12 protein-coding genes and 9 pseudogenes are annotated in these 25,096 nt (G+C 67.7%); 14 read left to right on the forward strand and 7 right to left on the reverse strand.

The window, feature by feature from the left end:
* The first annotated feature begins 217 nt into the window (after positions 1-217).
* The 4 genes and pseudogenes from AC0IX7_RS10835 to AC0IX7_RS10850 all read left to right on the forward strand — a co-directional run bounded on the left by AC0IX7_RS10835 (position 218) and on the right by AC0IX7_RS10850 (position 4,060).
* Positions 218-2,383, forward strand: a complete 2,166-nt coding sequence (locus tag AC0IX7_RS10835) for a molybdopterin cofactor-binding domain-containing protein (RefSeq protein ID WP_471811857.1) — start codon at positions 218-220, stop codon at positions 2,381-2,383.
* Between the two features lie 154 nt (positions 2,384-2,537).
* A pseudogene (locus AC0IX7_RS10840) lies at positions 2,538-3,458 on the forward strand (XdhC family protein).
* A pseudogene (locus AC0IX7_RS10845) lies at positions 3,445-3,819 on the forward strand (NTP transferase domain-containing protein); the annotation flags it as partial. The pseudogenes AC0IX7_RS10840 and AC0IX7_RS10845, both read left to right, overlap by 14 nt.
* Positions 3,797-4,060: a hypothetical protein gene (locus tag AC0IX7_RS10850; protein WP_471813988.1), complete on the forward strand. Its 264-nt coding sequence runs from the start codon at positions 3,797-3,799 to the stop codon at positions 4,058-4,060. The pseudogene AC0IX7_RS10845 and the gene AC0IX7_RS10850, both read left to right, overlap by 23 nt.
* Here the strand turns inward: AC0IX7_RS10850 and AC0IX7_RS10855 are convergent.
* The 5 genes and pseudogenes from AC0IX7_RS10855 to AC0IX7_RS10875 all read right to left on the reverse strand — a co-directional run bounded on the left by AC0IX7_RS10855 (position 4,035) and on the right by AC0IX7_RS10875 (position 8,981).
* Positions 4,035-5,242: pseudogene (locus tag AC0IX7_RS10855) on the reverse strand (ABC transporter permease). The gene AC0IX7_RS10850 and the pseudogene AC0IX7_RS10855 overlap by 26 nt on opposite strands.
* 161 nt (positions 5,243-5,403) lie before the next feature.
* On the reverse strand, positions 5,404-5,640 hold the full coding sequence (locus tag AC0IX7_RS10860; RefSeq protein WP_471813990.1) for a hypothetical protein: 237 nt from the start codon (positions 5,638-5,640) through the stop codon (positions 5,404-5,406).
* Positions 5,641-5,661: 21 nt separating this feature from the next.
* Positions 5,662-6,059: pseudogene (locus tag AC0IX7_RS10865) on the reverse strand (ABC transporter ATP-binding protein); the annotation flags it as partial.
* Positions 6,060-6,117: 58 nt separating this feature from the next.
* Positions 6,118-7,506, reverse strand: a complete 1,389-nt coding sequence (locus tag AC0IX7_RS10870; RefSeq protein ID WP_332795204.1) for an efflux RND transporter periplasmic adaptor subunit — start codon at positions 7,504-7,506, stop codon at positions 6,118-6,120.
* Positions 7,506-8,981: an efflux transporter outer membrane subunit gene (locus AC0IX7_RS10875; RefSeq protein WP_471811858.1), complete on the reverse strand. Its 1,476-nt coding sequence runs from the start codon at positions 8,979-8,981 to the stop codon at positions 7,506-7,508. The genes AC0IX7_RS10870 and AC0IX7_RS10875 overlap by 1 nt, the downstream gene beginning before the upstream one ends.
* A gap of 777 nt (positions 8,982-9,758) precedes the next feature.
* On the opposite strand from AC0IX7_RS10875, the gene AC0IX7_RS10880 reads away from it, so the two are divergent.
* The 4 genes and pseudogenes from AC0IX7_RS10880 (at position 9,759) to AC0IX7_RS10895 (ending at position 13,584) form a co-directional block, all read left to right on the forward strand.
* Positions 9,759-10,196, forward strand: a complete 438-nt coding sequence (locus tag AC0IX7_RS10880) for a trehalose-phosphatase (RefSeq protein WP_471811860.1) — start codon at positions 9,759-9,761, stop codon at positions 10,194-10,196.
* A complete protein-coding gene (locus AC0IX7_RS10885; RefSeq protein WP_471811861.1) occupies positions 10,184-10,393 on the forward strand; it encodes a hypothetical protein in 210 nt (69 codons plus the stop codon). The genes AC0IX7_RS10880 and AC0IX7_RS10885 overlap by 13 nt, the downstream gene beginning before the upstream one ends.
* Positions 10,393-12,200 (forward strand): annotated as a pseudogene (locus AC0IX7_RS10890) (glycoside hydrolase family 15 protein). The gene AC0IX7_RS10885 and the pseudogene AC0IX7_RS10890 overlap by 1 nt, the downstream one beginning before the upstream one ends.
* Positions 12,197-13,584 (forward strand): annotated as a pseudogene (locus tag AC0IX7_RS10895) (alpha,alpha-trehalose-phosphate synthase (UDP-forming)). Before AC0IX7_RS10890 ends, AC0IX7_RS10895 begins: the two co-directional pseudogenes overlap by 4 nt.
* Positions 13,585-13,717: 133 nt before the next feature.
* Here AC0IX7_RS10895 and AC0IX7_RS10900 read toward each other — a convergent pair.
* The gene (locus AC0IX7_RS10900) at positions 13,718-14,806 is read right to left on the reverse strand and encodes a mechanosensitive ion channel family protein (protein ID WP_471811863.1); all 1,089 of its coding nucleotides are present in this window, start codon (positions 14,804-14,806) and stop codon (positions 13,718-13,720) included.
* A 295-nt stretch (positions 14,807-15,101) separates the two neighbouring features.
* Here AC0IX7_RS10900 and AC0IX7_RS10905 point away from each other — a divergent pair.
* The 6 genes and pseudogenes from AC0IX7_RS10905 to AC0IX7_RS10930 all read left to right on the forward strand — a co-directional run.
* Positions 15,102-16,739 (forward strand): annotated as a pseudogene (locus tag AC0IX7_RS10905) (MFS transporter); the annotation flags it as partial.
* Between the two features lie 910 nt (positions 16,740-17,649).
* Positions 17,650-17,916, forward strand: coding sequence for a hypothetical protein (locus tag AC0IX7_RS10910; RefSeq protein ID WP_471813843.1), 267 nt, complete (start codon positions 17,650-17,652; stop codon positions 17,914-17,916).
* A 318-nt stretch (positions 17,917-18,234) separates the two neighbouring features.
* Positions 18,235-19,570, forward strand: a pseudogene (locus AC0IX7_RS10915) (efflux transporter outer membrane subunit).
* A gap of 90 nt (positions 19,571-19,660) precedes the next feature.
* Positions 19,661-20,401, forward strand: a complete 741-nt coding sequence (locus AC0IX7_RS10920; RefSeq protein WP_471811865.1) for a phosphocholine cytidylyltransferase family protein — start codon at positions 19,661-19,663, stop codon at positions 20,399-20,401.
* On the forward strand, positions 20,398-21,387 hold the full coding sequence (locus AC0IX7_RS10925) for a hypothetical protein (RefSeq protein WP_471811867.1): 990 nt from the start codon (positions 20,398-20,400) through the stop codon (positions 21,385-21,387). Before AC0IX7_RS10920 ends, AC0IX7_RS10925 begins: the two co-directional genes overlap by 4 nt.
* A gap of 324 nt (positions 21,388-21,711) precedes the next feature.
* Positions 21,712-22,779: a CDP-alcohol phosphatidyltransferase family protein gene (locus tag AC0IX7_RS10930; protein WP_471811869.1), complete on the forward strand. Its 1,068-nt coding sequence runs from the start codon at positions 21,712-21,714 to the stop codon at positions 22,777-22,779.
* 269 nt (positions 22,780-23,048) lie between these two features.
* On the opposite strand, the pseudogene asnB reads toward AC0IX7_RS10930, so the two are convergent.
* Positions 23,049-24,991, reverse strand: a pseudogene (gene asnB / locus AC0IX7_RS10935) (asparagine synthase (glutamine-hydrolyzing)).
* Positions 24,992-25,096 lie beyond the last annotated feature (105 nt).

Consider the following 25,096-nt stretch of genomic DNA (forward strand, 5'->3'; position numbering starts at 1 on the left):
GGGCTGACCTGAAGTAGGGGCACCGCTCGAATAATCACCCCCCCGGCGGAGGCCGGGGCCCAATTGGGAAGGCTTTGATAACGGAGAATTGTCCTCCGTTACCTTGGTCTCCCAATTGGGCTCCGGCCTTCGCCGGGGTGGTTGCGGCGGATGAGGGGTGCCCTCGTCAAATGCCCCCGCCCTTCCCATATCTCACCCGCCACCCGAGGACTCCAGAATGAACGAACACGTGATGGATGCGGCGTTTCGGCCGGGTGGTCTCGACCGCGCGAAACAGGGCGTTCTGGGGCTTGGGCTCGACCGGATCGAGGGGCCGGCGAAGGTCACCGGCGTGGCGGACTATGCGTATGAGGGCACGCCCGACGGGATCGCCTATGCGGCGATCGTGGGTACGCCGGTTGGTAGCGGGCGCGTCCTCGGTATCGACGTTTCTGCTGCCGAGGCTTTGCCGGGCGTCATCGCGGTCATTCATGGCGACTCTCGCATGCCGGCCGGCGAGTCCAATTCGCGCGCGATGCCGAAGTTCGATACCGACGTCATCCTTCACCTCGGCCAGCCGGTCGCGATCGTCGTTGCGGAGGATCAGGCGATCGCGCGCGATGCCGCGGCACTGGTCGTGGTTCGCACCGAGGCGGGCGAGGATCGGTTCGACGTCGAGGCGCAGCCGGTCGATACCAAGGCCGAGATCGGCTTCCTGCCGCCGGTCGACAAGGGCGATCTCGACGCGGTGATGGCGGACGCGGCGGCGACGCTCGACCGGACCTACACGACGCCCGTGCATTTCCCTGCCGCGCTGGAGCCGCATGCGACCACCGCGTGTTGGGAGGGCGACAGGCTCACGGTCCGTACCAGCAACCAGGTGATCGGCGGCGCGCGTAAGACGATCGCCAAGGCGCTCAAGATCGATCCGGATAAGGTTCGCGCGCTCGCCCCCTATGTCGGCGGCGGGTTCGGCGGGAAGACCGGCGTCGGCGCGGAGGCGATCTTGGCCGCGATCGCGGCGGAGGTCGTCGGGCGCCCGGTGAAGATCGCCCTGCCCCGCCGCCAGACTGCATATATGGTCCATCACCGCTCGCACACGACGCAGCGGATCCGGATCGCCGCGGACGAGCACGGCGTGATTTTGGGGATGGGTCATGAGAGCGTCGTCGCGCAGAACGACGATGGCGAGTTTCTCGAACCGGTGCCGTTCGGGACGTTGCCGCTGTACCGGGGCGATGCGCGGCGGTTCAAGACCGACCTGGTGCGCGTCGACCTGCCCGCGAGCGGGGCTGTCCGTGCGCCGGGCGAGGCTGTGGGCACGTTCGGGGTCGAGTGTGCGATGGACGAACTGGCCGAGCATCTCGGGATCGATCCGATCGAACTGCGGCGGCGCAACGAGCCGGAGACCGATCCGGTGAGCGGCAAGCCGTTCTCCACGCGGCGAATGCTCGATTGCTACACGCAGGGCGCCGAGCGGTTTGGCTGGCCTAAGACCTTGCCGGCGCCGGGATCGGTGCGCGATGGCGAATGGCTGGTCGGGATCGGCATGGCGGCGAGCTTGCGCGGCAACTTCACGGTCGAGGCGCAGGCGCGCGTGCGGCTGGAGGCGGACGGGCGCGCGACGGTCGAGTGCGACATGACGGATATCGGCACGGGGACGTACACCATCCTTGCGCAGACGGCGGGCGAGATGTTGGGGTTGCCGGTGGCGGACGTGACCGTGCGGCTCGGCGACAGCGACCTGCCTGCGAGCGCGGGGTCGGGCGGGTCGTTCGGCGCTGGCAGTGCGTGTTCTGCGGTGGTGCTGGCGTGCGAGGATATCCTGGGCGCGCTGGCGTTGCGCATGAATGCCGCGCCTGAGGATCTGAGCCTGCACGATGGGTGCGTGAGTGCGGGCGGGCGATCGGTGAAGCTCGCCGATCTGGTGCGCGGCGAGCCGATCGTAGCGATGGGCAAGACCGGGCCGGGTGCCGAGAGCAAGCGCACTAGCCAAGCCAGCCACGGCGCGCACTTCGTCGAGGTCGCGGTGAATACGGTAACGGGCGAGACGCGCGTGCGGCGGATGCTGGGCGTGTTCGACGTCGGGCGCGTGCTCAACCGCAAGACCGCGACGAGCCAGATCACCGGCGGGATGGCGTGGGGGATCGCCTATGCGCTCAGCGAAGAGGGCATCGTCGACACGCGGACCGGGGCGTTCGTGAACCCCGATTTCGGCGAATATCATGTCGCGGTGAATGCCGACATTCCGCAGCTGGAGGTGCATTTCATCGAGGAGATCGACGACTCCGCGAACCCGGTCGGGGCGAAGGGCGTTGGGGAACTTGGGATCTCCGGCGCCGGCGCGGCGGTAGCGAATGCGATCTACAACGCGACGGGGTTCGGGTTCGCGACTTTCCGGTGACGCTCGACAAGCTGCTGGCGGGTTTGCCGGCCGTCTGACGGAACCACTCCGCCACCCCGGACTTGTTCCGGGGTCCACCGGACCGCACATCGAACGCTGAGGGTTTGCGGCACCGTGGATGCCGGAACAAGCCCGGCATGACGGAAGAGAAGACATGGCCGAAAACGATAGCGTGATTGCCGCCGCGAAGACCTGGAAGGGCGAGAAGATGGCGATCGCCACGGTCGTCTCGACCTGGGGCTCGGCGCCGCGACCCAAGGGGAGCCATATGCTCGTCCATGCCGATGGCCGGTTCGAGGGTCCGTCTCCGGCGGTTGCGTCGAGAGCGATATCCTCGCCACCGCCGCCGAGGTGATCGCGGGCGCGCCGTTCCAGGTGCGCAACTACGGCGTGGCGGATGCGGCGGCGTGGGAAGTCGGACTGCCGTGCGGCGGCGAGATCGCGGTGATGGTGCAGCCGGTGTCGGCGGAGGATTCGATCCCGAGCTGTTCGACCGGATCGCGGATGCGCGCGATCACGGCGATGCGCTGACGGTGACGACCGATCTCGAGACCGGGCATAGCGACGCGCGGCCGCTGGAGACGGGCGAGGTGTTCGTCAACCGCTACGATCCGCCGCGCCGTCTGCTGATCGTCGGCGCAGTGCAGATCGCGCAGGCGTTGGCGGGGCTTGCGCGCGAACTCGGGATCGAGACGGTGGTGATCGATCCGCGTGCGCGCTTCCTGACCGATGAGCGGTTTCCGGGCGTGACGCTCGACGATCGCTGGCCGGACGAGGCGATCGCCGCGTATCGCCCGGGGCCGTCGACCGCGGTCGTGACGCTGAGCCACGACATCAAGATCGACGATCCCGCGCTGATCGCGGCGCTCGCGTCCGATGCCGCCTATGTCGGTGCGCTCGGCAGCCGCAAGAGCCACGCCGCGCGGCGGAGCGGCTTGCCGCGGAGGGCGTTACGGCCGAAAATATCGACCGGATCGATGCGCCGGTCGGGCTCGACATTGGCGCGATCGGACCGTCGGAGATTGCGCTGTCGGTCGCGGCGGCGATGATAGGAGCGTTCAATGATCGCCGCTGAAGACGTCTTCCTGATCCTGCTCGCCGCAGGCCGCTCGGAGCGGTTCGGGATCCCCAACAAGCTCGAGGTGCCGTTCCTCAATAAGCCGCTCGGGATGCACGTCGTCACGGCGTTCGAGAACATCCCGTTCAAGCGACGGCTGGTGGTCACCGATGGCTGCAAGCTCGACTTCCTCAGCCATCATTTCGAGGTGGTGCATAACGAAGACCCGTCGTCGGGCATGTCACAATCGGTGAAGTTGGGCGTGCAGCGCGCGAAGGACGAGGGGGCGCAGGCAGTGCTGATCGCGCTGGCCGACATGCCGCGCGTGACTGCGGCGCATATTTACCGGATGCTCGATGCCGCCGACAGTGCCGGTGCCGTCGTCGCGTCGAGCGATGGCGAGAAGCCGAGCCCCTGCCCTGTTCGGGCGCGATCGGTTCGATTTCCTGCTGACGCTGGACGGCGATGCGGGCGCGCGCGACTTGGTGAAGGCGGGGCGGCACGTCGTGACCGCGCCGGCCGAGCTGATCGATATCGACACGCCCGAGGATCTGGACCGGCTGCAGGCGCTGGTCCACGATCCCAAGGCGGCGATCACTCGTGCCTTAACGCGTCGATAGGGTTCATCGCGGCGGCGCGGCGTGCGGGAAATAGCCGAACACCACGCCGATCACTGCCGAGATGACGAAGGCGAAGATGTTGATTTCGGGCACGAACAGCCACTGAACCTTGATCAGCGGCGCGATGATCGCGATCGCGAGCTGCGCGATGACGAGGCCGACGACGCCTCCGAGGCACGACAGCGCGATCGCCTCGACGAGGAACTGCATCAGCACCTCGCGCGCGACCGCGCCAATCGCGAGGCGGATACCGATCTCGCGCGTGCGTTCGGTCACCGACACCAGCATGATGTTCATGATGCCGATCCCGCCGACCACCAGGCTGATCCCGGCGACCGCGGCGACAATGCCTGTGAGCAATGTCGTAGTGCCGGTCAGCGTGTCCGAAATCTGCTTCGTATCGAAGATGTTGAAGTCGTCTTCCTTGCCCGCGGTGATCGTCCGGCGTTCGCGGAGCAGGTCGGTGATCGAGGCCTGGACGGTCGCGGTCGAGAATTTCTGATCGACGCCGACGAGCATCAGGCGGATGTCCCGGCTGCCGGTGAAGCGGCGCTGGACCGCCTTGATCGGCATGATGACGACGTCGTCCTGATCGCCGCCGAACCCGGCTTGGCCGCGGGCGGAGAGTACGCCGACCACGTCACAGCTGATCGCGCCGATCCGCATCCGCAGGCCGACCGCGTCCCCGCCACGGAACAGGTTGGTACGGACGGTGTTGCCGATGATGCAGACGGCCTTGCCAGCGGCTTCCTCGACCGGCGAGAAGATGCGGCCTGCGGCGAGCGGCCAGGGCTGGACCTGAAAATAGGCGGAAGTGGTGCCGTTGATCGTGGTCGACCAGTTCGCGCCCTCGTAGATCGCGGTGGCGGTGGCTTGCGCCTGCGGGGCGACCGCGGTGACGCCGGCGATCTGGTTGGCGATCGCCTCGACGTCCTCGGGCTTGAAGTCGGGCGGACGCGGCCCGCCGCCACCGCGGCCGAAGCCTTGGCCGGGGCGGATTTGCAGGATGTTGGTGCCGAGTGCGGAGATCGACTGCTGAACGGCGGCCGTCGTCGCCTTGCCGAGGGTGACCATCGTCACCACCGCGCCGACGCCGATGACGATGCCGAGGATGGTGAGGAACGACCGCAGGAGGTGGCGGCGGATCGAGCGGAGCGCGAGGGACAGTGTGGTGCCGAACATTACCGGGCAGCTCCGCTATCGAGGGCGCCGCACTGCTGCTCCCTCCCGCTTGCGGGAGGGGTCGGGGAGGGGTTCGCCCCACCGACCGGACGCCAGTACGTACGTCGCGCCCTCCCCTGACCCCTTCCGCAAGCGGGAGGAGAATGCGTTGCTCTGCGCGCTCACGATTCCACGCTTTCGCCCTGGCGGTGCTGGCTTTCGATGCGTTCTACCAGGCCGTCCTTGAAGTGGACCACCGTCCTGGCGAATGCGGCCATGTCGGGTTCGTGGGTGACCATCAGAACCGTGATGTTCTTCTCTGCGTTCAGCCGCGTGAGCAATTGCATGATCTCGACCGAGCGTTCGCTGTCGAGGTTGCCGGTAGGCTCATCCGCGAGCAGCACGTCGGGGCTCGTCACCAGCGCGCGGGCGATTGCGACGCGCTGTTGCTGGCCGCCGGACAGTTCGGCCGGGGTGTGGTCCCACCAGTCCGCCAGGCCGACCGTGTCCAGGCTCGCCATCGCCGCATCCCGGCGCGCGCGCTTCTCGTCGCCGCGGTAGAGCAAGGGAGCTCGACATTCTCCAGCGCGGATGTGCGTGACAGGAGGTTGAAGCCCTGGAACACGAAGCCGAGATACTTCCGACGGAGCAGCGCGCGCTGGTCGCGGTCTAGCGTTTCCACATGATACCCGCGGAACAGGAAGGTCCCGTCGGTCGGCACGTCGAGGCAGCCGAGGATGTTCATCGTCGTCGACTTGCCCGATCCCGACGGCCCCATCACCGCGACGAAATCGCCCGCCGCGATATCGAGGTCGACGCCCTTGAGCGCCTGGAACATCGTCGCGCCCTGCCCGTACGTCTTGGTGACGCCGCGCAGACTGATCAGCGGGGGCGGATTACTGGCCACCGCCCCCACCCTTGCTCGCGCCGCCCGAACGGCGTGCGCCGCCGCCGCTGCGCTTGGTGTCGTCCGATCCGCTGGCCAGCTGCCCGGTGATGACCTGCGCGCCGGGCTGAAGATTACCCGACAGGACTTCGGTCATCGTGCCGTTGGTGTCGCCGGTGGTGATCTGCACGGCTTGCGGCGTGCCGTCCGCACCCTTGACGTAGATCGTCTGCTGCGCGCCGCGGCCGAGCGTCGCGGTCCGCTCGGCCCCGCCGCCGCCACGCCGCGGACGGAAGGTCAGCGAGCCGGCGATGCCGCCACCCGCGTCGCCCGTCGCCGCGGTCGGCTTGAAGCGCAGCGCGGCGTTGGGGACGAGCATCACGTTGCGCTTGTCCGAGGTGACGATGTCCGCGGTCGCGGTCATGCCCGGGCGCAGCGTCAGCGACGGGTTCGCAACGGTCAGGTCGGCCGCATAGGACACGACCTGACCCGTGGTCGACGTCGTGGTCGTGGTGCTCGACGAGGTCGCCGAGCTGACCGTCAGGTTCGAACCGAGATCGACGCGGCTGATCGTCGCCGGGAAGGTCTGGCCGGGGAACGCGTCGACGGTGAAGCTGGCCTTCTGGCCGATCTTGACCTCGCCGACGTCGGCTTCGTCGATCGCGACCTCGAGCTTCATCTTGGTGAGGTCTTCGGCGATCACGAACAAAGTCGGCGTGTTGAACGACGAGGCGACGGTCTGGCCGGGATCGATCTGGCGCGCGAGTACGACGCCGGTAACGGGCGAGCGGATGATCGCCCGCGCCCGCTGAGTCTGGTTCTGCGCGAGGAGCGCGCGGCTGGCGGCGACGTTCGCTTCGGCGACCTTCTGCGCCGCGACGGCGCGCGCGTAATCGGCGCGGCCGGTCTGGAGTTCGGTCTTCGACGGAACGCGACCGCCCGACAGGCGCGAGACTTCCTCGAGGCGGTTCAGCTGCGCGCGCGCCTCGGCGACGGTGGCCTGTGCCTGCGCGACCTGCGCCTGGTTGGCGGCAAGCTGTGCGCTGGTCTGGCGGATCTGGTCGTCGAGCTGTTCGGGGTCGATCAGCGCAAGCGGCTGGCCGGCGACGACGCGGTCGTTGACGTCGACCACGACCTTGGTGACGAGACCCGACAGCTGCGAACCGACCGTGACCTGCGTGGTCGGCGCGAGCTTGCCGGTAGCCGAAACCGTGACCGTCAGGTTGCCGCGTTGGGCGGCCTGCGTCGAATATTGCGTCTGCTCCTTCGCGCCGAAGCACTTGGCGAGCAGCAGGCAGAGCAGGACCACGCCGACCGCGATCACCACCCACTTTATGTAGCGTTTCCAGGGGGCCTGCGGCTTCACGCCGAGGAAGTCGTCGATCGATGCGTCGGCCATCAGCGTGCCTCTGGATTGGATATGGGCGCTTGCGGGATCACGGTGGAATCCCAGCCGCCGCCGAGCGCGGCATAGAGTGCGATCAACGCGGTGGCGGCATCGGCACGCGCTTGCGTCGCCCCGTTGCGCGCGGACAGGAGCGCGGTTTCCTGCTGGTTGAGCGTGGTGAAATCGGTGAGGCCGGTGCGGTACTGGCTACGGCTGAGGATCGCGGAATTGTTCGACGCGTCGAGCGCGATCGCGAACTGGCGCTCGCGTTCCTGCGCGGCCTGGAGCGCGACGACGGCGTTCTCTACATCCTCCAACGCGGTGAGGATTGTGGATTTGTAGAGTGCGAGCGCACCGTCGGCGGCGGCTTCGCTGGTGCGGACCTGGCTTCGCAGACGCCCGCCGTTGAAGATCGCCTGCGTCAGCCCGGCGAACAGGCTGCCGGTGATCGCATCGCCGATGCTGCCGATCGAGGTCGCGTTGGTGTTCAAATTGCCGGTGATCGCGAGCGCCGGATAAAGCTGCGCCTTGGCCACGCCGATCCGCGCTGTGGCGGCGGCGAGCGCGCGTTCGGCCGAGCGGATGTCGGGGCGCTGGCGCAGCGTATCGGCGGGGATGCCGACGCCGACCGCGGCGGGACCGGTCGGGATCGCCTTCACGGGCGCCATCATCGCCCGGAGCGCGCCGGGCGCCTGCGCGGTGAGCACGCCGATCCGCGCGACCGCGGCGGCATATTGCTGGTCGAGGCTGGGGATCGTCGCGGCGGTCTGCGCGCGCTGGGCGCGGGCCTGTTCGGCGTCGACGCTGGAGACGAGCCCGGCCTGGACGCGGAAGCCGGCGATTTCGAGATTGTCGTCCTGGATCGCGAGCGAGGCGCGGGCGTTGGCGAGCTGCTGCTGATAGAGGCGGGCGAGAACGTAGTTGCGCGCAACCTCGCTCTCGACCGAGATCAGCACGGTGGCGTAGTCGTAGCCCGACGCGGCGTAATCGGCGCGGCTCGCCTCGACGGTGCGGCGGATCTCGCCGAAGACGCCGACCTGGTAGCTGGCGCTGGCGCCGAGCGTGAAGCTGTTGGCGCCGCCGCCGCCGGTATCGACGACGGTGCCGTCGGGCAATGTGAACGACCGCCCGCCGCCGCGGACATTCTCGTTGCGCTGATAGCCGGCCGAGCCGCTGAGCGTGGGGAGCAGCGAAGCACGGTTCTGGAGCAGGCTTTCGCGCGCCTGGCGGAGGCGGGCGACGGACTGCGCGATGTCGAGATTCGAGGCGGCGGCCTGCTCGACGAGTTGGCCGAGGACGGGGTCGTCGAACTTCTGCCACCAGCGGGTGAGGTCTTCGGGTTTGGTTTCGGGGGTGACCGAATAGGCGTCGGGAACGCCGAGCTCGGCCGCCGTCTTTGGGTGGTAGTCCGGGCCGACGGTGCAGCCGGCGAGCAGGACGCCTGCCGATAGGACGGGTGCGAGGAGGAAGGCGCTGACGCGGGACATGGGCGGCAGGCATGACCAACGGGCGTTTGCTAGTCCAGCGGTTTTGTGTCGCGAGGTGTCGCAGGCGGGGTGGATTGGAGGGGTGTGGGGCGCCAAGCGATGCGTCGGCGTCGTTGGTTACTCTCCTATCGCTGGGTTGGGAGACGGGATCGGGGGAAGACGGGGGCCGTCTTTCTCCCTCCCTGGAAGGGAGGGGCTGGGGTGGGTCGGTCCGCTCGTGCCACTGGCGTCGCGTGATGCGGAAGCCGACCCACCCCTACCCCTCCCTTCCAGGGAGGGAGAAGATCCCGAAGGTGGGCCGGCGCCGGATGTCTCTCCGCCCCAGTCATCCCGGCTACAGTCACCCCGGCGGAGGCCGGGGCCCAGTTGGAACGTCGGAGGGTCATGGAGCGCAGCGCGTATCATCACCGTCCCCCAACTGGGCCCCGGCCTTCGCCGGGGTGGGTGAGTTTGCGATGTCGTTAATGCCAATTTGTTTCCCCGCGAAGGCGGGGACCCAGACTGGGCTCCCGCCTTCGCGGGAGAACAATAAGGCGACGGATTCCGTGGAAGCCACCGAAAAATAATCGAACCGCCTCCGTTCCAATTTTGCAGTGCAGCGGAACGTAGCGGCACCTCTGCGGGTTGGGGGAACATGCTAGCCGAACGCCAGCCCGCGACTGATGTCCTCGCGCCGCCGCTTGCCGTGCTCGATCCGCCACCCGTGGCCCTCGACAATGTCAGTCTGTTCTTCGATTTCGACGGGACGCTCGTCGATCTCGCACCGACCCCGATGCCGTGCTGGTCGATCAGCGCCTGCTCGACCGGCTCGATACGCTCGCCGAACGCTTCCCCGGACGCGTGGCGATCATCAGCGGGCGCTCGATCGCACAGCTCGATGAAATGCTCGGCCGCCACGCACAGCTGTTCGCGGTCGCGGGCAGCCACGGCGCCGAACGTCGCACCCCCGAGGGCGGCCACGTCGCCGCCGAACGCCCCGCCTCGCTGGAAGCCGCCGCGGACGCATTGCGCGCCTTCGCCGATGCCAACGGGCTCGTCTATGAAGCCAAGAGCCTCGGCGCCGGGTTGCACTACCGGATGTCGCCCGCGTTCGAACCCGACGCCGTCCGCCTCGCCGAGGATCTCGCCGCCGCCCACGGCCTCACGCTCCAGCGCGGCAAGATGATGGTCGAGCTGCGGACCCCGGCGACAAGGGCGCGGCCTTGCGCGAATTGATCGCAGCGCCGACAATGGCAGGAAGCATGCCGTACTTCTTTGGCGACGACGTCACCGACGAAGACGGCTTCGAGGCCGCGCGTGCCCTTGGTGGCGCGGGCATTCTCATCGGCGAGCCGCGCCCGACCGCAGCCGCCTACCGCCTGAACGACGTTGCCGCGCTCCGTGATTGGATCGCCGCCATATTGGAATCATGATGACCGCACCTATCTCCGCCCTCGCCCAAAAAGCCGACATGAACCTCTGGCCGATCGGCAATTGTCAGGTCTCCGCGCTGATCGACAAGACCGGGACGTTCGTCTGGGGCTGCGTGCCGCGCGTCGACGGCGACCCGGCGTTCTGCGCCCTGCTCGGCGGCGATGCGCCCAAGACCGGGTTCTGGGCGATCGAACTCGAGGGCGGCGCGAAGACCACGCAGGCCTATATTCGCAACACGCCGATCCTGGTGACCCGGCACGAGGACGAGGCCGGCAACGCAGTCGAGGTGATCGATTTCTGCCCGCGGTTCGTGCGCGAAGGCCGCACCTATCGCCCGACCAGCTTCGTCCGGATCGTCAAGCCGGTCGCCGGCTCGCCGCGGATCCGCATCCGGATGCGCGTCGCAACGAACTGGGGAAGCCGACCGAGCATACGCAGGGGTCGAACCACATCCGCTTCCTGATGGACGACCAGACGCTGCGGCTGACCACCGACGCGCCGGTCGGGCATATCGTCGGCGAGAACTGGTTCCGGCTCGAGCGCCAAATGCACCTGTTCCTCGGCCCCGACGAGAGCTTCGCGGGCGTGCTGCACGAGGCGGCCGAGGCGATGCTGTCGCGGACCAAGGACGAGTGGCGGCACTGGGTGCGCGGGCTGGCGACGCCGGTCGAATGGCAGGACGTGGTCATCCGCGCCGCGATCACGCTGAAGCTGTGCCAGCACGAGGAGACCGGCGCGATCGTCGCCGCGCTAACCACCTCGATCCCCGAGCATGAGGGGTCTGAGCGCAACTGGGACTATCGCTACTGCTGGATCCGCGATGCCTATTATACCGTGCAGGCGCTGAACCGGCTGGGCGCGCTCGACGTGCTGGAGGGCTATCTCGAATATCTGCGCAACATCGTCGACGCATCGAAGGGCGGCCATGTCCAGCCGCTCTACGGTGTTGGCGGCGAGGCGATCTTGATCGAGCGGATCGAGAGCGACCTGCCCGGCTATCGCGGGATGGGTCCGGTGCGTGTCGGCAACCAGGCGTACGAGCAGATCCAGCACGACGCGTACGGCCAGATCATCCTGTCGGACGTCCAGGCGTTCTTCGACAAGCGGCTGTTCCGGATGTCGAGCGAAGAGGATTTCAAGAGCCTCGAACTGGTCGGCGACCGCGCGTGGGAGACGTACGACAAGCCCGACGCAGGGCTGTGGGAGCTGCGCACCAAGGCGCATGTCCATACGTATTCCGCGGCGATGTGCTGGGCGGCGTGCGATCGGCTGGCCAATGCGGCAGGAGTTCTCGGGCTCGAGGATCGCCGGACGTTCTGGGAAGAGCGTGCGAACACGATCCGCAACGTGATCGAGCAGTCGGCATGGCGCGAGGATACGCAGCGTATCTCGGCGACATTCGGCGGCGACGATCTCGATGCGAGCCTGATCCAGCTGCTCGACCTGCGCTTCTTCGCGCCCGACGATCCGCGCTTCCAGTCTACGCTCAAGGCGGTCGAGGAAGGCCTGCGGCGTGGGAGCCACATGCTTCGGTACGCGACCGAGGATGATTTCGGCCTGCCGCACACCGCGTTCAATGTCTGTACCTTCTGGCTGATCGAGGCGCTGCATGCGACCGGCCGGACCGCAGATGCGCGCGAGCTGTTCGACGAGATGGTCGCGCGGCGTACCCCTGCGGGCCTGCTGTCCGAGGATATCGATCCGAACACCGGCGAGCTGTGGGGCAATTACCCGCAGACCTATTCGCTGGTCGGGCTGATCAACTGCGCGGTCCTGCTTAGCAAGCCGTGGAGTGCCGTCCGATGAGCCGCCTCGTCGTCATCTCGAACCGCGTCCAGTCGGTCGATGCGCCTTCGGGCAACCAGGGCGGCCTCGCCGTCGCGCTGCTTGCCGCACTTCGCGAAAAGGGCGGGGTGTGGTTCGGCTGGTCGGGCGAGACCACCGAGACCTTCACCGGGCACATCAATTTCCAGCAGGGCAAGGGCGTCACCACCGCGACGATCGACCTCGAAGAGCAGGATTTCGACGAATATTACAACGGCTATGCAAACCGCACCTTGTGGCCGCTGTTCCATTACCGGATCGACCTGACCGAGTTCGAGCGCGATTTCTCCAGCGGCTATGCTCGCGTGAACAAGCGGTTCGCGGAGACGGTGCTGCCGTTGATCGAGCCCGACGATCTGGTGTGGGTGCATGATTACCACCATGTCCCGCTCGGCCGCGAGCTGCGCAAGCTGGGCGTCGAGAACAAGATCGGGTTCTTCCTCCACATTCCGTGGCCGCCGATGGCGATGCTGCTGTCGCTGCCGAGCCACCGCGCGCTGGTCGAATCGATGTTCGCGTACGACGTGGTTGGGTTCCAGACGCAGGACTGGCTCGACAGCTTCCTGCATTATGTTACGAGCCAGCTCGACGGCGTAGTCGGCGAGGATGGCTGGGTGACGGTCGGCGATCGTACGATCAAGGCGATCACGACGCCGATCGGGATCGAGACGGCGGACTTCGAGAAGTCGGCGAACAGCGACGCGGCGCGGCATTCGAAGGAACGGATGTATATGTCCGCGACCGGCCGTAGCCTGATCGTCGGGGTCGACCGGCTCGATTATTCGAAGGGTCTGGCCGAGCGGTTCGCGGGCTACGAGCGCTTCCTCGGCTCGCACCCGGATCGGCGCGGGCTGGTCTACATGCTCCAGATCGCGCCGCCCTCGCGCGAGAAGGTCGATACGTACCAGGAAATCCGCGCCAACCTCGATTCGATGTCGGGGCGGATCAACGGCGAATATTCGGACATCGACTGGACGCCGATCCGGTACGTCAACCAGGGCTTCCCGCGCGACGTGTTGGCGGGGATTTATCGCGCGGCTCGCGTCGGGTTAGTGACTCCACTGCGAGATGGGATGAACCTAGTCGCGAAGGAATATGTCGCGGCGCAGGATCCCGAGGATCCGGAGTGCTGGTGCTGTCGCATTTCGCAGGCGCAGCGACGCAGTTGAAGGACGCGGTGCTGGTCAATCCGTACAGCCCCGAGGAAATGTCCGACGCGATCGACCGGGCGCTGAAGATGCCGCTGGCGGAACGGAAGGCGCGCTGGGAGAAGCTGATCGACAACGTCCGGAAAGAGGACGTGATGTGGTGGTGCGAGCTGTTCATCACCGCGCTCGAGGCGGTGCCGGAGCACGTCGAGGCCTGACGTCTTGCCCCCTCCCTGACTTCTCGCCCCCTCCCTGAAAGGGAGGGGTTGGGAGTGGGTCGGCCTGGAACTGCCGGCTCGCTCGCCAAGCAGCCGACCCACTCCCGGCCCCTCCCTTCCAGGGAGGGGGAAGCTAGACCCGACCCGCCGGGTCCGCCGCCATTAGCAGGCGGTTCCTTGGAATCGCTTCGGGCATTTCCTCGCGGATATACTTCAGCAGCGCCTCACGGACATCACAGCGCAGGTCGAACGCGATCGCCGCATCCTTGGCGGTCATCAGCCCACGCAATTCGATGCAGTCCGTCTTCACGTCCGTCACCTGAAGGTTGTAGAACCTTTTGTCCCAGCGCGGGTTGGACGTGACGATCTCTCCCAGCTTCTCGCGCAGCCGCGGCACGTCGGCGGACGGATCGAGATACCAGAACACCGATCCCATCAGCTGGCTGGTCTCGCGCGTCCAGTTCTGGAAGCTCTGCTCGAGAAACTTCGAGACCGGCACGACGAGGCGGCGTTCGTCCCAGATCTTGATGACCACGAAGGTCAGGTTGATCTGCTCGACGCGGCCCCATTCGCCGTCGACGATCAGCACGTCGTCGATCCGGATCGGCTCGGTGAAGGCCATCTGCACGCCAGCGATCAGGTTCTTCAGCGCAGGCTGCGCAGCGGCACCGACGACCAGGCCCGCGATACCCGCCGATGCCATCAGCGTGACGCCGATCGAGCGGATGCCGGGGACGCTCAGCAGCATCAGGCAGACGCTGATGAAGATGATGAAGAACGTGCCGATGCGTCCCAGGATCGCCGCGCGCGTGCGCTTGCGGCGGGCGCGGAGATTGTCCTCGACCGAGATGTCGGCGCGGATCTCGATCACGTCCTGGAACGCACGGAGAGCCGCGACCGCGAGCCAGCCGAGCAAGGCGGGGACGAGGAAGCCAAGCAGTTGCTTCCACAGATCCTCGATGTCGTTGTCCATCGGCAGGATTCGCGCGACAAACGCGACCGACACCGACACGAATACCGCGCGCAGCGGGCGGCGGACGCGGGCGAGGACGAGGCCGTCGGTCTTGGCGGTCGAGCGGCGCTGGGCATGGCCGGCGATCCGCATCGTCAGCCAATGCGCGACCAGCGCGACGAGGACGGCCGCCGAGACGACGGCGACACTCTCCAGCCAGACCCATTCGGGGGTATGTGGAGCGATCTGAACATGCGCATTCAGGCGCAACGATCGGGTGGATCGGGATGTTCCGCTGCAGTGCAGCATTTTGATCGTCGAACCGAGGATTGAACCTCGGAAGGCCACCACTCCGGCGACAGCTACTACCCTTACCGAAGCCACCCGGCGGAGGCCGGAGCCCAGTTGGAAAGGTGGCAATAACGGCGGACCGTCCGCAGTTAATCCCGTCCCCCAACTGGGCTCCGGCCTCCGCCGGGGTGGTAATGCTTTTTGCTCCTGTTTACGTGCCGTCTCTGGCGATAGCCGATGACGTCTCCCCCGATCATGCCAGAACCACCCGACCATGATCGCCCAGAGAATCAGACACTTCCTGAGCGAAGAGGACTGGCAGTTCGCCGAACACGAACGCCCCGTCCTCCCTGGCTCCCCCGGCTCGCCACTCCATCCGAGACACCGCCAGATCGCCTATGCGCTAATCGGCATATTGCTCGGGCTGACGGTCGGCTTCGGCAACGCGCTGATCAGCGCCAACACCTACACGCTCCAAGGCGCACTCGGGCTCGATCCGGCGGAGATCGCGTGGTTGCCGACGGTCTACGTGATGACCAACGTCAGCATAAACCTGCTGATGATCAAGTTCCGCGCGCAGTTCGGGCTGCGGCCGTTCGCGATGATCTTCCTGATCCTCTACGTGCTGATCACGCTCGCGCATCTGTTCGTCCACGGCTTCGCGACCGCGATCGCGGTGCGCGCGATCAGCGGAATGGCGGGCGCGGCGCTGAGCAGCCTGTGCCTGTATTACATGATGCAGTCGCTGCCGGCGAAATGGCGGCTGAAGGCGGTCGTGCTCGGCATCGGCATTCCGCAATGCGCGACGCCGCTCGCGCGGCTGTTCTCGCCGGACCTGCTGGCGATGTCGCAGTGGCGCACGCTGTACCTGTTCGAACTCGGGCTCGCATTGCTCTCGCTCGCAGCGGTCGCCGCGCTGCGCCTGCCGCCGACCACGCGGAGCAAGGCGTTCGAGCCGCTCGATTTCCTCACCTTCGTGCTGTTCGCCGGCTCGACCGCGCTGTTCGCCGCCGTGCTCGGACTCGGGCGGATCGTGTGGTGGACCAACGCGCCGTGGATCGGCTGGGCGCTCATAGTGGCGATCCCGATGTTCGCCGCGGCGATCGTCGTCGAGCATCACCGCGCCAACCCGCTGCTCAACACCCGCTGGCTGGGCAGCGCCGACATCGTCCGCTTCACCATCGTCATCGTGATGGCGCGGATCGTACTGTCCGAACAGACCTATGCGTCGGTCGGGCTGCTGACCGTGCTGGGCCAGAACAACGACCAACTCGTGCCGTTCTTCCTGATCATCTTCGTGGCGTCGGTGGCTGGCGTGATCGCAAGCGCGGTGACCTTGGACGTCGAGCGGCTCGGCCATCCGATCATGCTGGCGATCGGTCTGGTCGCGGTGGCGGCGTGGTTCGATTCCTACGCCACCAGCCTGACGCGCGCGCCGCAGATGTACGTGCCGCAGGCGATCATCGGCTTCTCCGCGACGTTCTTCCTCGGGCCGGCGCTGCTGTTCGGCATGACGCGCGCGCTGAAGGAAGGCGCGGGGCACATCATCAGCTTCATCGCGCTGTTCGGGATCATCAATTCGCTCGGCGGGCTCGGCGGCACGGCGTTGCTCGGCAGCTATCAGGTGATCCGCGAGAAGGCGAACAGCGCGGCGCTCGTCCAGCAGATCTCGCCGACCGACCCGATCGTCACGCAGCGCATCGCCGCCGGAGGCGCAGCGGTCGGCCGGGTGATCGTCGACCCGACGCTGCGCAACGCCGAGGGCGCCGCGATCCTATCGCAAACCACGACGCGGGAGGCGAACGTGCTTGCGTATGCCGACGTCTTCCGGTTGATCGCCGTTCTTGCTGGCGCGACGTTCGGGTATCTGCTGTTCCTGCTGGCGAGACGCGCGCGACGCGAACGGCGCGCGCGGCTTGAGGGACTACATGAGCGACGCACGCAGCCCAGTGGCCGAGGGGCCGGCGACCGAAGAAAAAAGGCAGAGGTGGCCGCTGTACCGGCCACACCGGCCACGCCGGTCGGATCGGGCTGGCGTCCGCAACCGCCGAGCCGCAACGTCATCATCGTCATCGTGCTGCTCGCGGTCGCGGGCGTGTGCGCGGTGCTGGCGGCGTGGCGCCTGCCGCCGTTCGCGACGAGCTATCAGTCGACCGACAACGCCTATGTGCGCGGGCGGACGACGGTGATCAGCCCGCAGGTCAGCGGCTATGTGACGCAGGTGCTGGTCCGCGACTTCGCCGATGTGAAGCAGGGCGATCCGCTGGTGAAGATCGACGACCGCATCTATCGCCAGCGCGTCGATCAGGCACAGGCGCAGGTCGATGCGCAGGCCGCGACGCTCGCCAACAGCCGGCAGACGGCGGCCAGCCGCGAGGCGACCTTCGCGGCGCAGGACGCGGCGGTTGCCAATGCCGAGGCGCAGTTGATGCGCGCGCAGGCGGACATGGCGCGCGTCAACGATCTGGTAGTCGACGGATCAGTAGTCGCTGCGCGAGCGCGATCAGACGCTGGCGGCGCTCCGACAGGCGCAGGCGCAGGTCCAGCAGGCAAAGGCCGCGCGGGAAATCGCTCGTCAGGATATCCGCACGGTCGAGGTCGGGCGCGGTGGCCAGCAGGCGGGCGTCTCGGGTGCCGAGGCCGCACGACAACTCGCGCGGATAGACCTCGCGAATACCGTGATCCGCGCGCCGGAGACGGGGCGGTTAAGCGAGGTCGGCGTACGGCTCGGGCAGTATGTGACGGCCGGGTCGCAGCTGATGTTCCTGGTGCCGCCGGAGACGTGGGTGATCGCGAACTTCAAGGAAGCGCAGACCGCGCGGATGGTGGTCGGTCAGCCGGCGTCGTTCACGGTCGACGGGTTGGCGAACGCGCGGCTGACCGGGCGGGTCGAGCGGATCTCGCCCGCAGCGGGCTCCGAGTTCGCGGTGCTGAAGGCGGACAATGCGACGGGCAACTTCACCAAGGTGCCGCAGCGGATCGCGGTGCGGATTCGGGTGGATGCGGGGCAGCCGCTCAGCGCACGGTTGCGGCCGGGGATGTCGGTGCAGGCGCGGGTGGATACGGCCGGCGGGCCGGGGGTGCGGTGATGGGCCACCGTCACCGCAGACTTCCCCTCCCTGAAAGGGAGGGAAGACGCGGTAACGATACTGCACACTATTCTGTCGGTGAGAGCCGGCACCCTGACGCATGTCACCACGCCAGCAACGGCCACCACCCCGGCGAAGGCCGGGGCCCAGTTGGGGGACGGCTGTAACGGAGCGCAGTCCGCTATTACCTCGACATCTCCAACTGGGCCCCGGCCTTCGCCGGGGTGGCGTAGCGTTGCGGGGTGGCATCGCGCACCAACATGGCGGCGCAGTAAAAACGTAGGTGCCCTCACCCTCACCCTCCTCGCCACCGGATGCATAGGCCCCCGCCCCGAGTCCCCCGCGACAACCGCCGTCGCCCCGCCTCCAGCCTGGCGCACCGCACTCGGCACCGGGGCGCCGATCCGCGCGGACTGGTGGGCCGCGTTCGGCGACCCAGTCCTCACCGGCCTCGTCGCGCGGGCGCTCGCCGACAGCCCCGACCTTGGCTCCGCCGCCGCGCGCATCGACGAAGCGCGCGCCGCCGCCCGCCTCGCCCGCGCGCAACAGACGCCGCTCGTCAGCGGCTCGGCGCCGAGCACCACCGGCCAGACCGTCAGCCCGTTCGGGACACCCTCCGACGCGATCGGCACGCAGCCGGCGGTGTCGATCAGCTACGACCTCGACCTGTTCGGACGCCTCCGCCTCGCAAGCCAAGCCGCGCGTGCGCAGTTGCTCGCCAGCGAAGCGGCGCGCGACACGGTACGGCTGGGCATCGCGAGCAGCGTTGCGACCGGTTACATCACGCTCCGCGCACTCGACCAGCGCCTGGCCGTCGCGCGCCAGACGCTGGCGGCCCGCGCGGAAGGCCTGCGTATCGCGCGGCGACGCGCCGAGACCGGCTACACCTCGAACCTCGAACTGCGGCAGTCGGAGGCGGAATTCCACGCCACCGAACAGCTCGTCCCCGCCGCCCAGCTCGCGATCAGCCGGCAGGAGAATGCGCTGAGCCTGCTGCTCGGCGACAACCCCGGTCCGATTCCCCGCGGCCGGACGCTCGATCAGCTGGCCGCACCGGCGATTCCCGACGGCCTGCCCGCCGACCTGCTCCGCCGCCGCCCCGATCTCTATCAAGCCGAGCAGACCTTGGTCGCCACCGACCGCTCGCTCGACAGCGCGCGTGCGGCGATGCTGCCGAACCTTGCCCTGACCGGCTCGGCGGGCGTGGTGCTGTCGACGGCTCTGGCAAACCCGATCGCGGTGTTCTCGATCGGCGCGAGCGTGCTCAGCCCGATCTTCGACGGCGGGCGGCTCGGCGCGCAGGCCGATGCCGCGACCGCGCGCCGCGACCAGGCCGCGTTCGCCTATCGCCGGACTGCGCTCCAGGCGTTCCGCGAGGTCGACGACAGCCTGGCGGGGTGCAGCGCTCGGGCCAGCAGGCCGTCGCGCTCGCCGGCCAACGCGATGCGCTCGCGGGGCGTTGCGCAATGCCTCGAACCGCTACCGCGCGGGGTATTCGGCGTATATCGACCAGCTCGATGCGCAACGCGGGTTGCTGACCGCGGAGCTGTCGCTGGTGCAGGCGCGGGCGGACCGGCTGACGGCGTATGTGACGCTGTACCAGGCGATGGGCAGGGGCTGGTCTCGCGAGGATGCCGAGGCGGTACAGCGATAGTGTTTCGCCGCGGACACGGGGCAACCCGCCGGTAGGAGGCCGCCCGATCATGCATTTTCCTGCCACACTTCGCCCGTACAGCCTCACGCCATGAAGGCCATCATCCTCGCCGCGGGTCACGGATCGCGGTTGCTGCCGTTGACGCTCACCACGCCGAAATGCCTGGTCGAGGTGGGCGGTCGCGCGATCCTCGATCACCAGCTCGACGCGGTCGCCGCGGCCGGCTTCGACGGTGCGGTGGTGGTCGGCGGCTACCGGATCGACCAGATCGCCGCGCATCTGAGCGCGCGCATCGGTGGTCTGCCTACCGAGCTCGTCTTCAACCCGTTCTGGTCGATCGCCAACAGCATCGGCAGCGTCTGGGCGGCGCGCGCGTATCTCGAAGAACCGTTCGCGCTGATGAACGGCGACACGGTGTTCGATGCACCGATCCTGCGCGCTGCAGTGGCCGATCGGGTCGCGGGCGTGACGCTGGTGATCCAGCCGCTCGCCGAACCCGGCCTCGACGACATGCTGGTCGAGGCGGACGGCGACCGGATCGTCGCGGTCGGCAAGCACTTGGTCGGGCACAGCGCGACCGCGCGTTCGCTCGGGCTGATCGTGTCCACCGGCGGGACGACCTATGCCGACGCATTGCGCGCGGTGATCGGCGAGGAGGACGGCATCCATGCCTATCACCACGCCGTAGTCCGTCGCGCCGCCGAGACGGTTGGCGTCCACGCACTGCGGATCGCCCCTGACGCGCGCTGGCAGGAGATCGACCGGCCCGAGGACATCGCGCAGTGGCAGCACGACCATGATGCGCTCGCCGGAGACGGGTCGGGCGCATGACGCGGAAGGTCGCGTTCCTGTTTCTCGGCGAGACGTTGCTGATCCCGCATCTCTATCCGATCGTCGAGGCGCTGACCGCGACGTCCGATGTGCCGATCGAATTGTGGGTGAGCACGTCTGTGCACGAGACGTTGCTGGCGCGGTGGACCGCCCCCTTCCCCACCGTCCGGATCCGCCGCGCACCCGGATTTCGCGCGGTCGTGGATGACGGCAGCGGGCGCAATCCGGTGCTGCCGGCGAAGATGCCGATGCTGCTCCGGCTGCTGCCGTATCTCCGTAGGGTCGACGTCGTGGTGTGTGCGGAGCAGACGAGTCTGTGGCTGCCGCGGTTGTTTCCGATGCGGGCGAAGTTCGTGAAGACCTCGCACGGCGTCGGCTCGATGAGCGCGCGCGACGATCCAAGGCGGCGTGCGGCGGCGTTGACCCTGGTGCCGAGCGAGCTGGAGCGGCAGACGTATCTCGACCGCGGGTTCGCGCCGGAGCGGTTCGTTGCGACGGGGTATGTGAAGGCCGATTTCACGCACCGTACGCATGCCGCGCCGCCGTTCGCGGATACGCGGCCGGTGGTGCTGTATACGCCGCATTGGCAGCAGCATCGCTCGTCATGGTGGCGCTGGGGGGCGGACGTGGTGCGGCGGATCGTCGCGGACGGGCGCTACAATCTGATCTTCGCGCCGCATCAGCGTCTGATCGAGAAAGCTCCGGAGGTCGCGGACTTGATGCGCGAGATCGGCGATTTGCCGCATGTGCACTGCGACATCGACGGCTTCGCGATGGTCGACGGGAGTTATACCGGCGTGGCGGACGTGTATCTCGGCGATACGTCGAGCCAAGTGATCGAGTTCCTGATGCGCCCGCGGCCCTGCGTGTTTCTCAACGCGGGGGTGCCGCCTGGGAGGGCGATCCGAACTACGCGATGTGGGTTTGCGGGGAGGTCGTGGACGACGTCACGGATGTGGTGGCGGTGTTGGACCGGGCGGCTTTGATGCATGCGGAGTATGCGGCGATTCAGGCGGAGTTCGCCGGGCAATCGCTTGGGGCGGTCGAGGGAGGCGCGGCGCACGCGGCGCAGGAAGTCCGTCGACTAATGGAAGCCACGCCGGCTCGTTAAATCTGCACCACCCCGGCGAAGGCCGGGGCCCAATTGGGGGACGTTGCCAACGAAGGACTGCGCGAGGTTACTCCGGTCATTCCAATTGGGCCCCGGCCTTCGCCGGGGTGGTTCCGGTCGGGGCGGTGGTTCGGGAGGTATGTGCCTCCACCCACTCTCCCCTCTCGCTTTCACGACCAGATCGGGTAACGGGTGCGGGATGGTAGATTCGACAGCCCCTACGCCAGCGCTCCGCACCGTCCGGGCGAACGACACGCTGCTCTGGGGCATGACCAATGCCGAGCGGATCCGGCGGATCGGCGTCGCGCAGGGGTTGGCCCCGGATACCGACGACAGCACCGGCCCCGTCATCCTCGCCAACCTCGCCTACGCGTTCGATCCGGTCTGGATCGCGCATCTGAAGTCACGCCCCGGCACCGTCGTCACGCGCACCGGCGTCCCCGTGCTCGCGCATGTCCGCGACGCCGACGAGCGCGCGCGGATGACCGCAGCGATGCTCGGCGAGGCGCCGCTGGTCACGGGCCTCACCGTGATCGCCGCCGAGGCCGAGGAAGGCATCCTCAACGAAGCGTTGCGGAAACGCGAACGGCCGTTCGCCGAACTGCTCACCCCGGCCGCGGTGCCGGCGATCGAACGCGCGAGCTATGTCGGCGCGTACAAGGGCGTCACCGACCTGCTGACCAAGTATCTGTGGCCCGAATGGGCGCTGGCGATCACGCGGGTCTGCGCGCGCGCCGGGATCACGCCGAACCAGGTGACCGCGCTCGGATCGGTGCTGTGCATCGTCGCGACCGTGGCGTTCTGGCATGGCTGGTTCTGGACCGGCCTCGCGACGGGGCTGTTCTTCATGGTGCTCGACACCGTCGACGGGAAGCTGGCGCGGTGCACGATCACCTCGTCGAAGCTTGGCAACGCGTGGGACCACGGGGTGGATCTGGTGCATCCGCCGTTCTGGTGGTGGGCCTGGGCGGCGGGCTGCGCGCCGTATGGGCGACCGCTTGAGGACGGCGTCTTCTGGGCGGTGATCGGGACGATGCTGTTCGGCTATGTCGCGCAGCGGCTGATCGAGGGCGCGTTCATCGTTCGGTTCGGGATGCATATTCACGTCTGGGAGCGGTTCGACAGCTGGTTCCGGCTGATCACCGCGCGGCGCAATCCGAACATGGTGATCCTGTTCGCGGGGTTGTTGGTGACGCGGCCCGATTGGGGATCGTCGGGGTCGCGGCGTGGACCGCGATCTCGCTCGTGGTGCACTTGGTGCGCCTAGTGCAGGCGATGCTGCGCAAGGCTCGGGGCGAGACGTTGGTGAGTTGGTTGGCTTGAGGCTTCGCGGGGTCGCTACCTGCTAACGCCGAGCCCCTCCTTCCGTTCGTCCTGAGTAGCCATCGAGTAGCTGGTCTTGCAGCGTATCGAGATGGCGTATCGAAGGACAGGTTGGCGCGGTGAACATGTGCTTGATACGAGCCCTCGGTACGCTCCTGACGGAGCTACTCGGTCTCTACTCAGCACGAACGGAGATGGGGGATGCGGCGAGCCCTACCCCTCAACCAGCGTTTTCGGCCGGCCGATCCACCAGAGGCAGTAGATCGCGAGCGCGTACAGGAACCGGCTGTGATCCCGCCTCCCCGCGCGGTGATCGGCGAACACCTTGTCGACCGCGCCGGCGCGCCAGATGCCCTGCTCCCGCACGCCGCTGTCGCGCCAGAGCTGCTCCGCATACGCCCCGAAATCGCCCGCGAACCACGCCGCCAGCGGCATCTGGAAGCCCTGTTTCCGCCGGTCGAGAATCCCTTCCGGCAGCCACGGCGCGATGGCCTCGCGGATCACGAATTTGCCGATCTTGCCGTGCAGCTTCATGTCGGCGGGCATCGACAGCGCGAGGTCGACCATCCCCTGCCCCAGCATCGGCACGCGCACCTCTAGCGAATGCGCCATGCTCGCGCGGTCGACCTTGGTCAGCATCGCGCCGGGCAGGTTCAGCGCGAGGTCGGCGAGCCCGAACTGTTCGAGCGTGTCGGTCGAGATCGCGTCGGGATCGGGGAAATATTCCGCGACCAGCGCGGCGATCCCGCCCTCTTCCTCGGCGATGAACTCGGCCGAGAAGATCTCGCGGCGGAAGGCTTCGTTCGTGATCTGCGTCTTGGCGAAGAACCGCGCGATGCCGTTCGGAAGCGCGGCGCTGCCGGTGGTCTTTCGCCAGCGCTGCAACACCGCGTTTGCATGGCGCGACGGCAGGGTCGGCACCGCGTCGAGTGCGCGGGCGAGACGACGCAGCGGCGCTGGCAGCGCCCCGATCCGCCGCTCGGTCGCGTGGCGCTTATACCCGAAGAACAGTTCGTCGCCGCCATCGCCCGACAGCGCGACCTTCACCTCCTGCGCGGCGATCTGGCTGACGTACCAGGTCGGCACCGCGGACGGGTCGGCGAACGGCTCGTCATAGCAATGCTGGACCTCGGGCAGCATCGCCTGCGCATCCGCGAGTTCCAAGGTGCGCGTGACGTGGTGGCAGCCGAGATGCCGCGCGATCGCCTCGGCGTGCGGCGATTCGTCGAAGCGCGGGTCGGGAAGCCGATCGTGAAGGTGCGGACCGGGCGGTCCGACACCTGCGCCATCGCCGCGACCACCGCGGACGAATCGACGCCGCCCGACAGGAACGCGCCGACATCGACGTCGGCGACCATCTGCTTGCCGATCGTGTCGAGCCATTCGTCGCGGAACCGCTCGATCCACTGCGCCTCGGACCGCGGCTCGGCGGGATGATAGGCCGGCGTCCAATAGGCGCGCATCGTCGGCGTACCGGTCGCCTCGACGGTCATCACGTGACCCGGCGGCAAGGTCCGCACCTGCGCGTAGATCGAGCGCGGGGTGCGGACATGGCCGAAGCTGAAATAATCGTGGAGCGCGCGGCGATCGACGTCGAACGCCATGCCGGGCAGCAATGTCAGCGTCTTGAGCTCGGAGCCGAACGCGAACCCGGCGGCCTGGTCGGTATAATATAGCGGCTTGATGCCGATCGGATCGCGCGCGAGGATCAGGCGTCGGGCGTGCGCATCCCACACCGCGACCGCGAACATCCCGTCGAGTTTCGACCAGACGTCGTCGCCCCAGCGTTCGTAGCCGGCGAGGATCACCTCGGTATCGCCCGCGCTGTCGAACACGCGCCCCAGCGCCTGCAACTCGCGCCGCAATTCGCGGAAATTGTAGATCTCGCCGTTGAAGACGAGTGCATAGCGGCCGTCGGGTGAATGAAACGGCTGGTGGCCACCCTCGATGTCGATGATGCTCAGCCGGCGCATCCCGAACCCGAAATCGCCATCGGTCATCACGCCCTGATCGTCGGGCCCGCGGTGGAGGATCGCGTCGCACTGCGCCGTAATGAGGGGCGCGGTCACGAGGCGGGGCGAGACCGCAGCGCCACCTCGCGCATAAAGGCCGGCAATTCCGCAGATGACGAACGATCCCTCGCATGACGGCAGCACCGCCGCCCGATCGCGCGCGGTCTAGGAGCCGCCCGCCGCTTTGTCACCTTTGGGCGCCCCGACCCCTTCTTCACATCTGACGGCCCCCGAAACCTTGCCGCACCC

This window comes from Sphingomonas sp. AC411, from assembly GCF_979253035.1.

What these genes read in the sequence shown, in the direction of transcription:
- AC0IX7_RS10835 (WP_471811857.1), top strand. Translation starts at nt 218, where the DNA reads ATGAACGAACACGTGATGGATGCGGCGTTTCGGCCGGGTGGTCTCGAC.
- AC0IX7_RS10850 (WP_471813988.1), top strand. Translation starts at nt 3,797, where the DNA reads ATGCCGCCGACAGTGCCGGTGCCGTCGTCGCGTCGAGCGATGGCGAGA.
- AC0IX7_RS10870 (WP_332795204.1), bottom strand. Translation starts at nt 7,506, where the DNA reads ATGGCCGACGCATCGATCGACGACTTCCTCGGCGTGAAGCCGCAGGCC.
- AC0IX7_RS10875 (WP_471811858.1), bottom strand. Translation starts at nt 8,981, where the DNA reads ATGTCCCGCGTCAGCGCCTTCCTCCTCGCACCCGTCCTATCGGCAGGC.
- AC0IX7_RS10910 (WP_471813843.1), top strand. Translation starts at nt 17,650, where the DNA reads ATGGTGGTCGGTCAGCCGGCGTCGTTCACGGTCGACGGGTTGGCGAAC.
- AC0IX7_RS10920 (WP_471811865.1), top strand. Translation starts at nt 19,661, where the DNA reads ATGAAGGCCATCATCCTCGCCGCGGGTCACGGATCGCGGTTGCTGCCG.
- AC0IX7_RS10925 (WP_471811867.1), top strand. Translation starts at nt 20,398, where the DNA reads ATGACGCGGAAGGTCGCGTTCCTGTTTCTCGGCGAGACGTTGCTGATC.
- AC0IX7_RS10930 (WP_471811869.1), top strand. Translation starts at nt 21,712, where the DNA reads ATGGTAGATTCGACAGCCCCTACGCCAGCGCTCCGCACCGTCCGGGCG.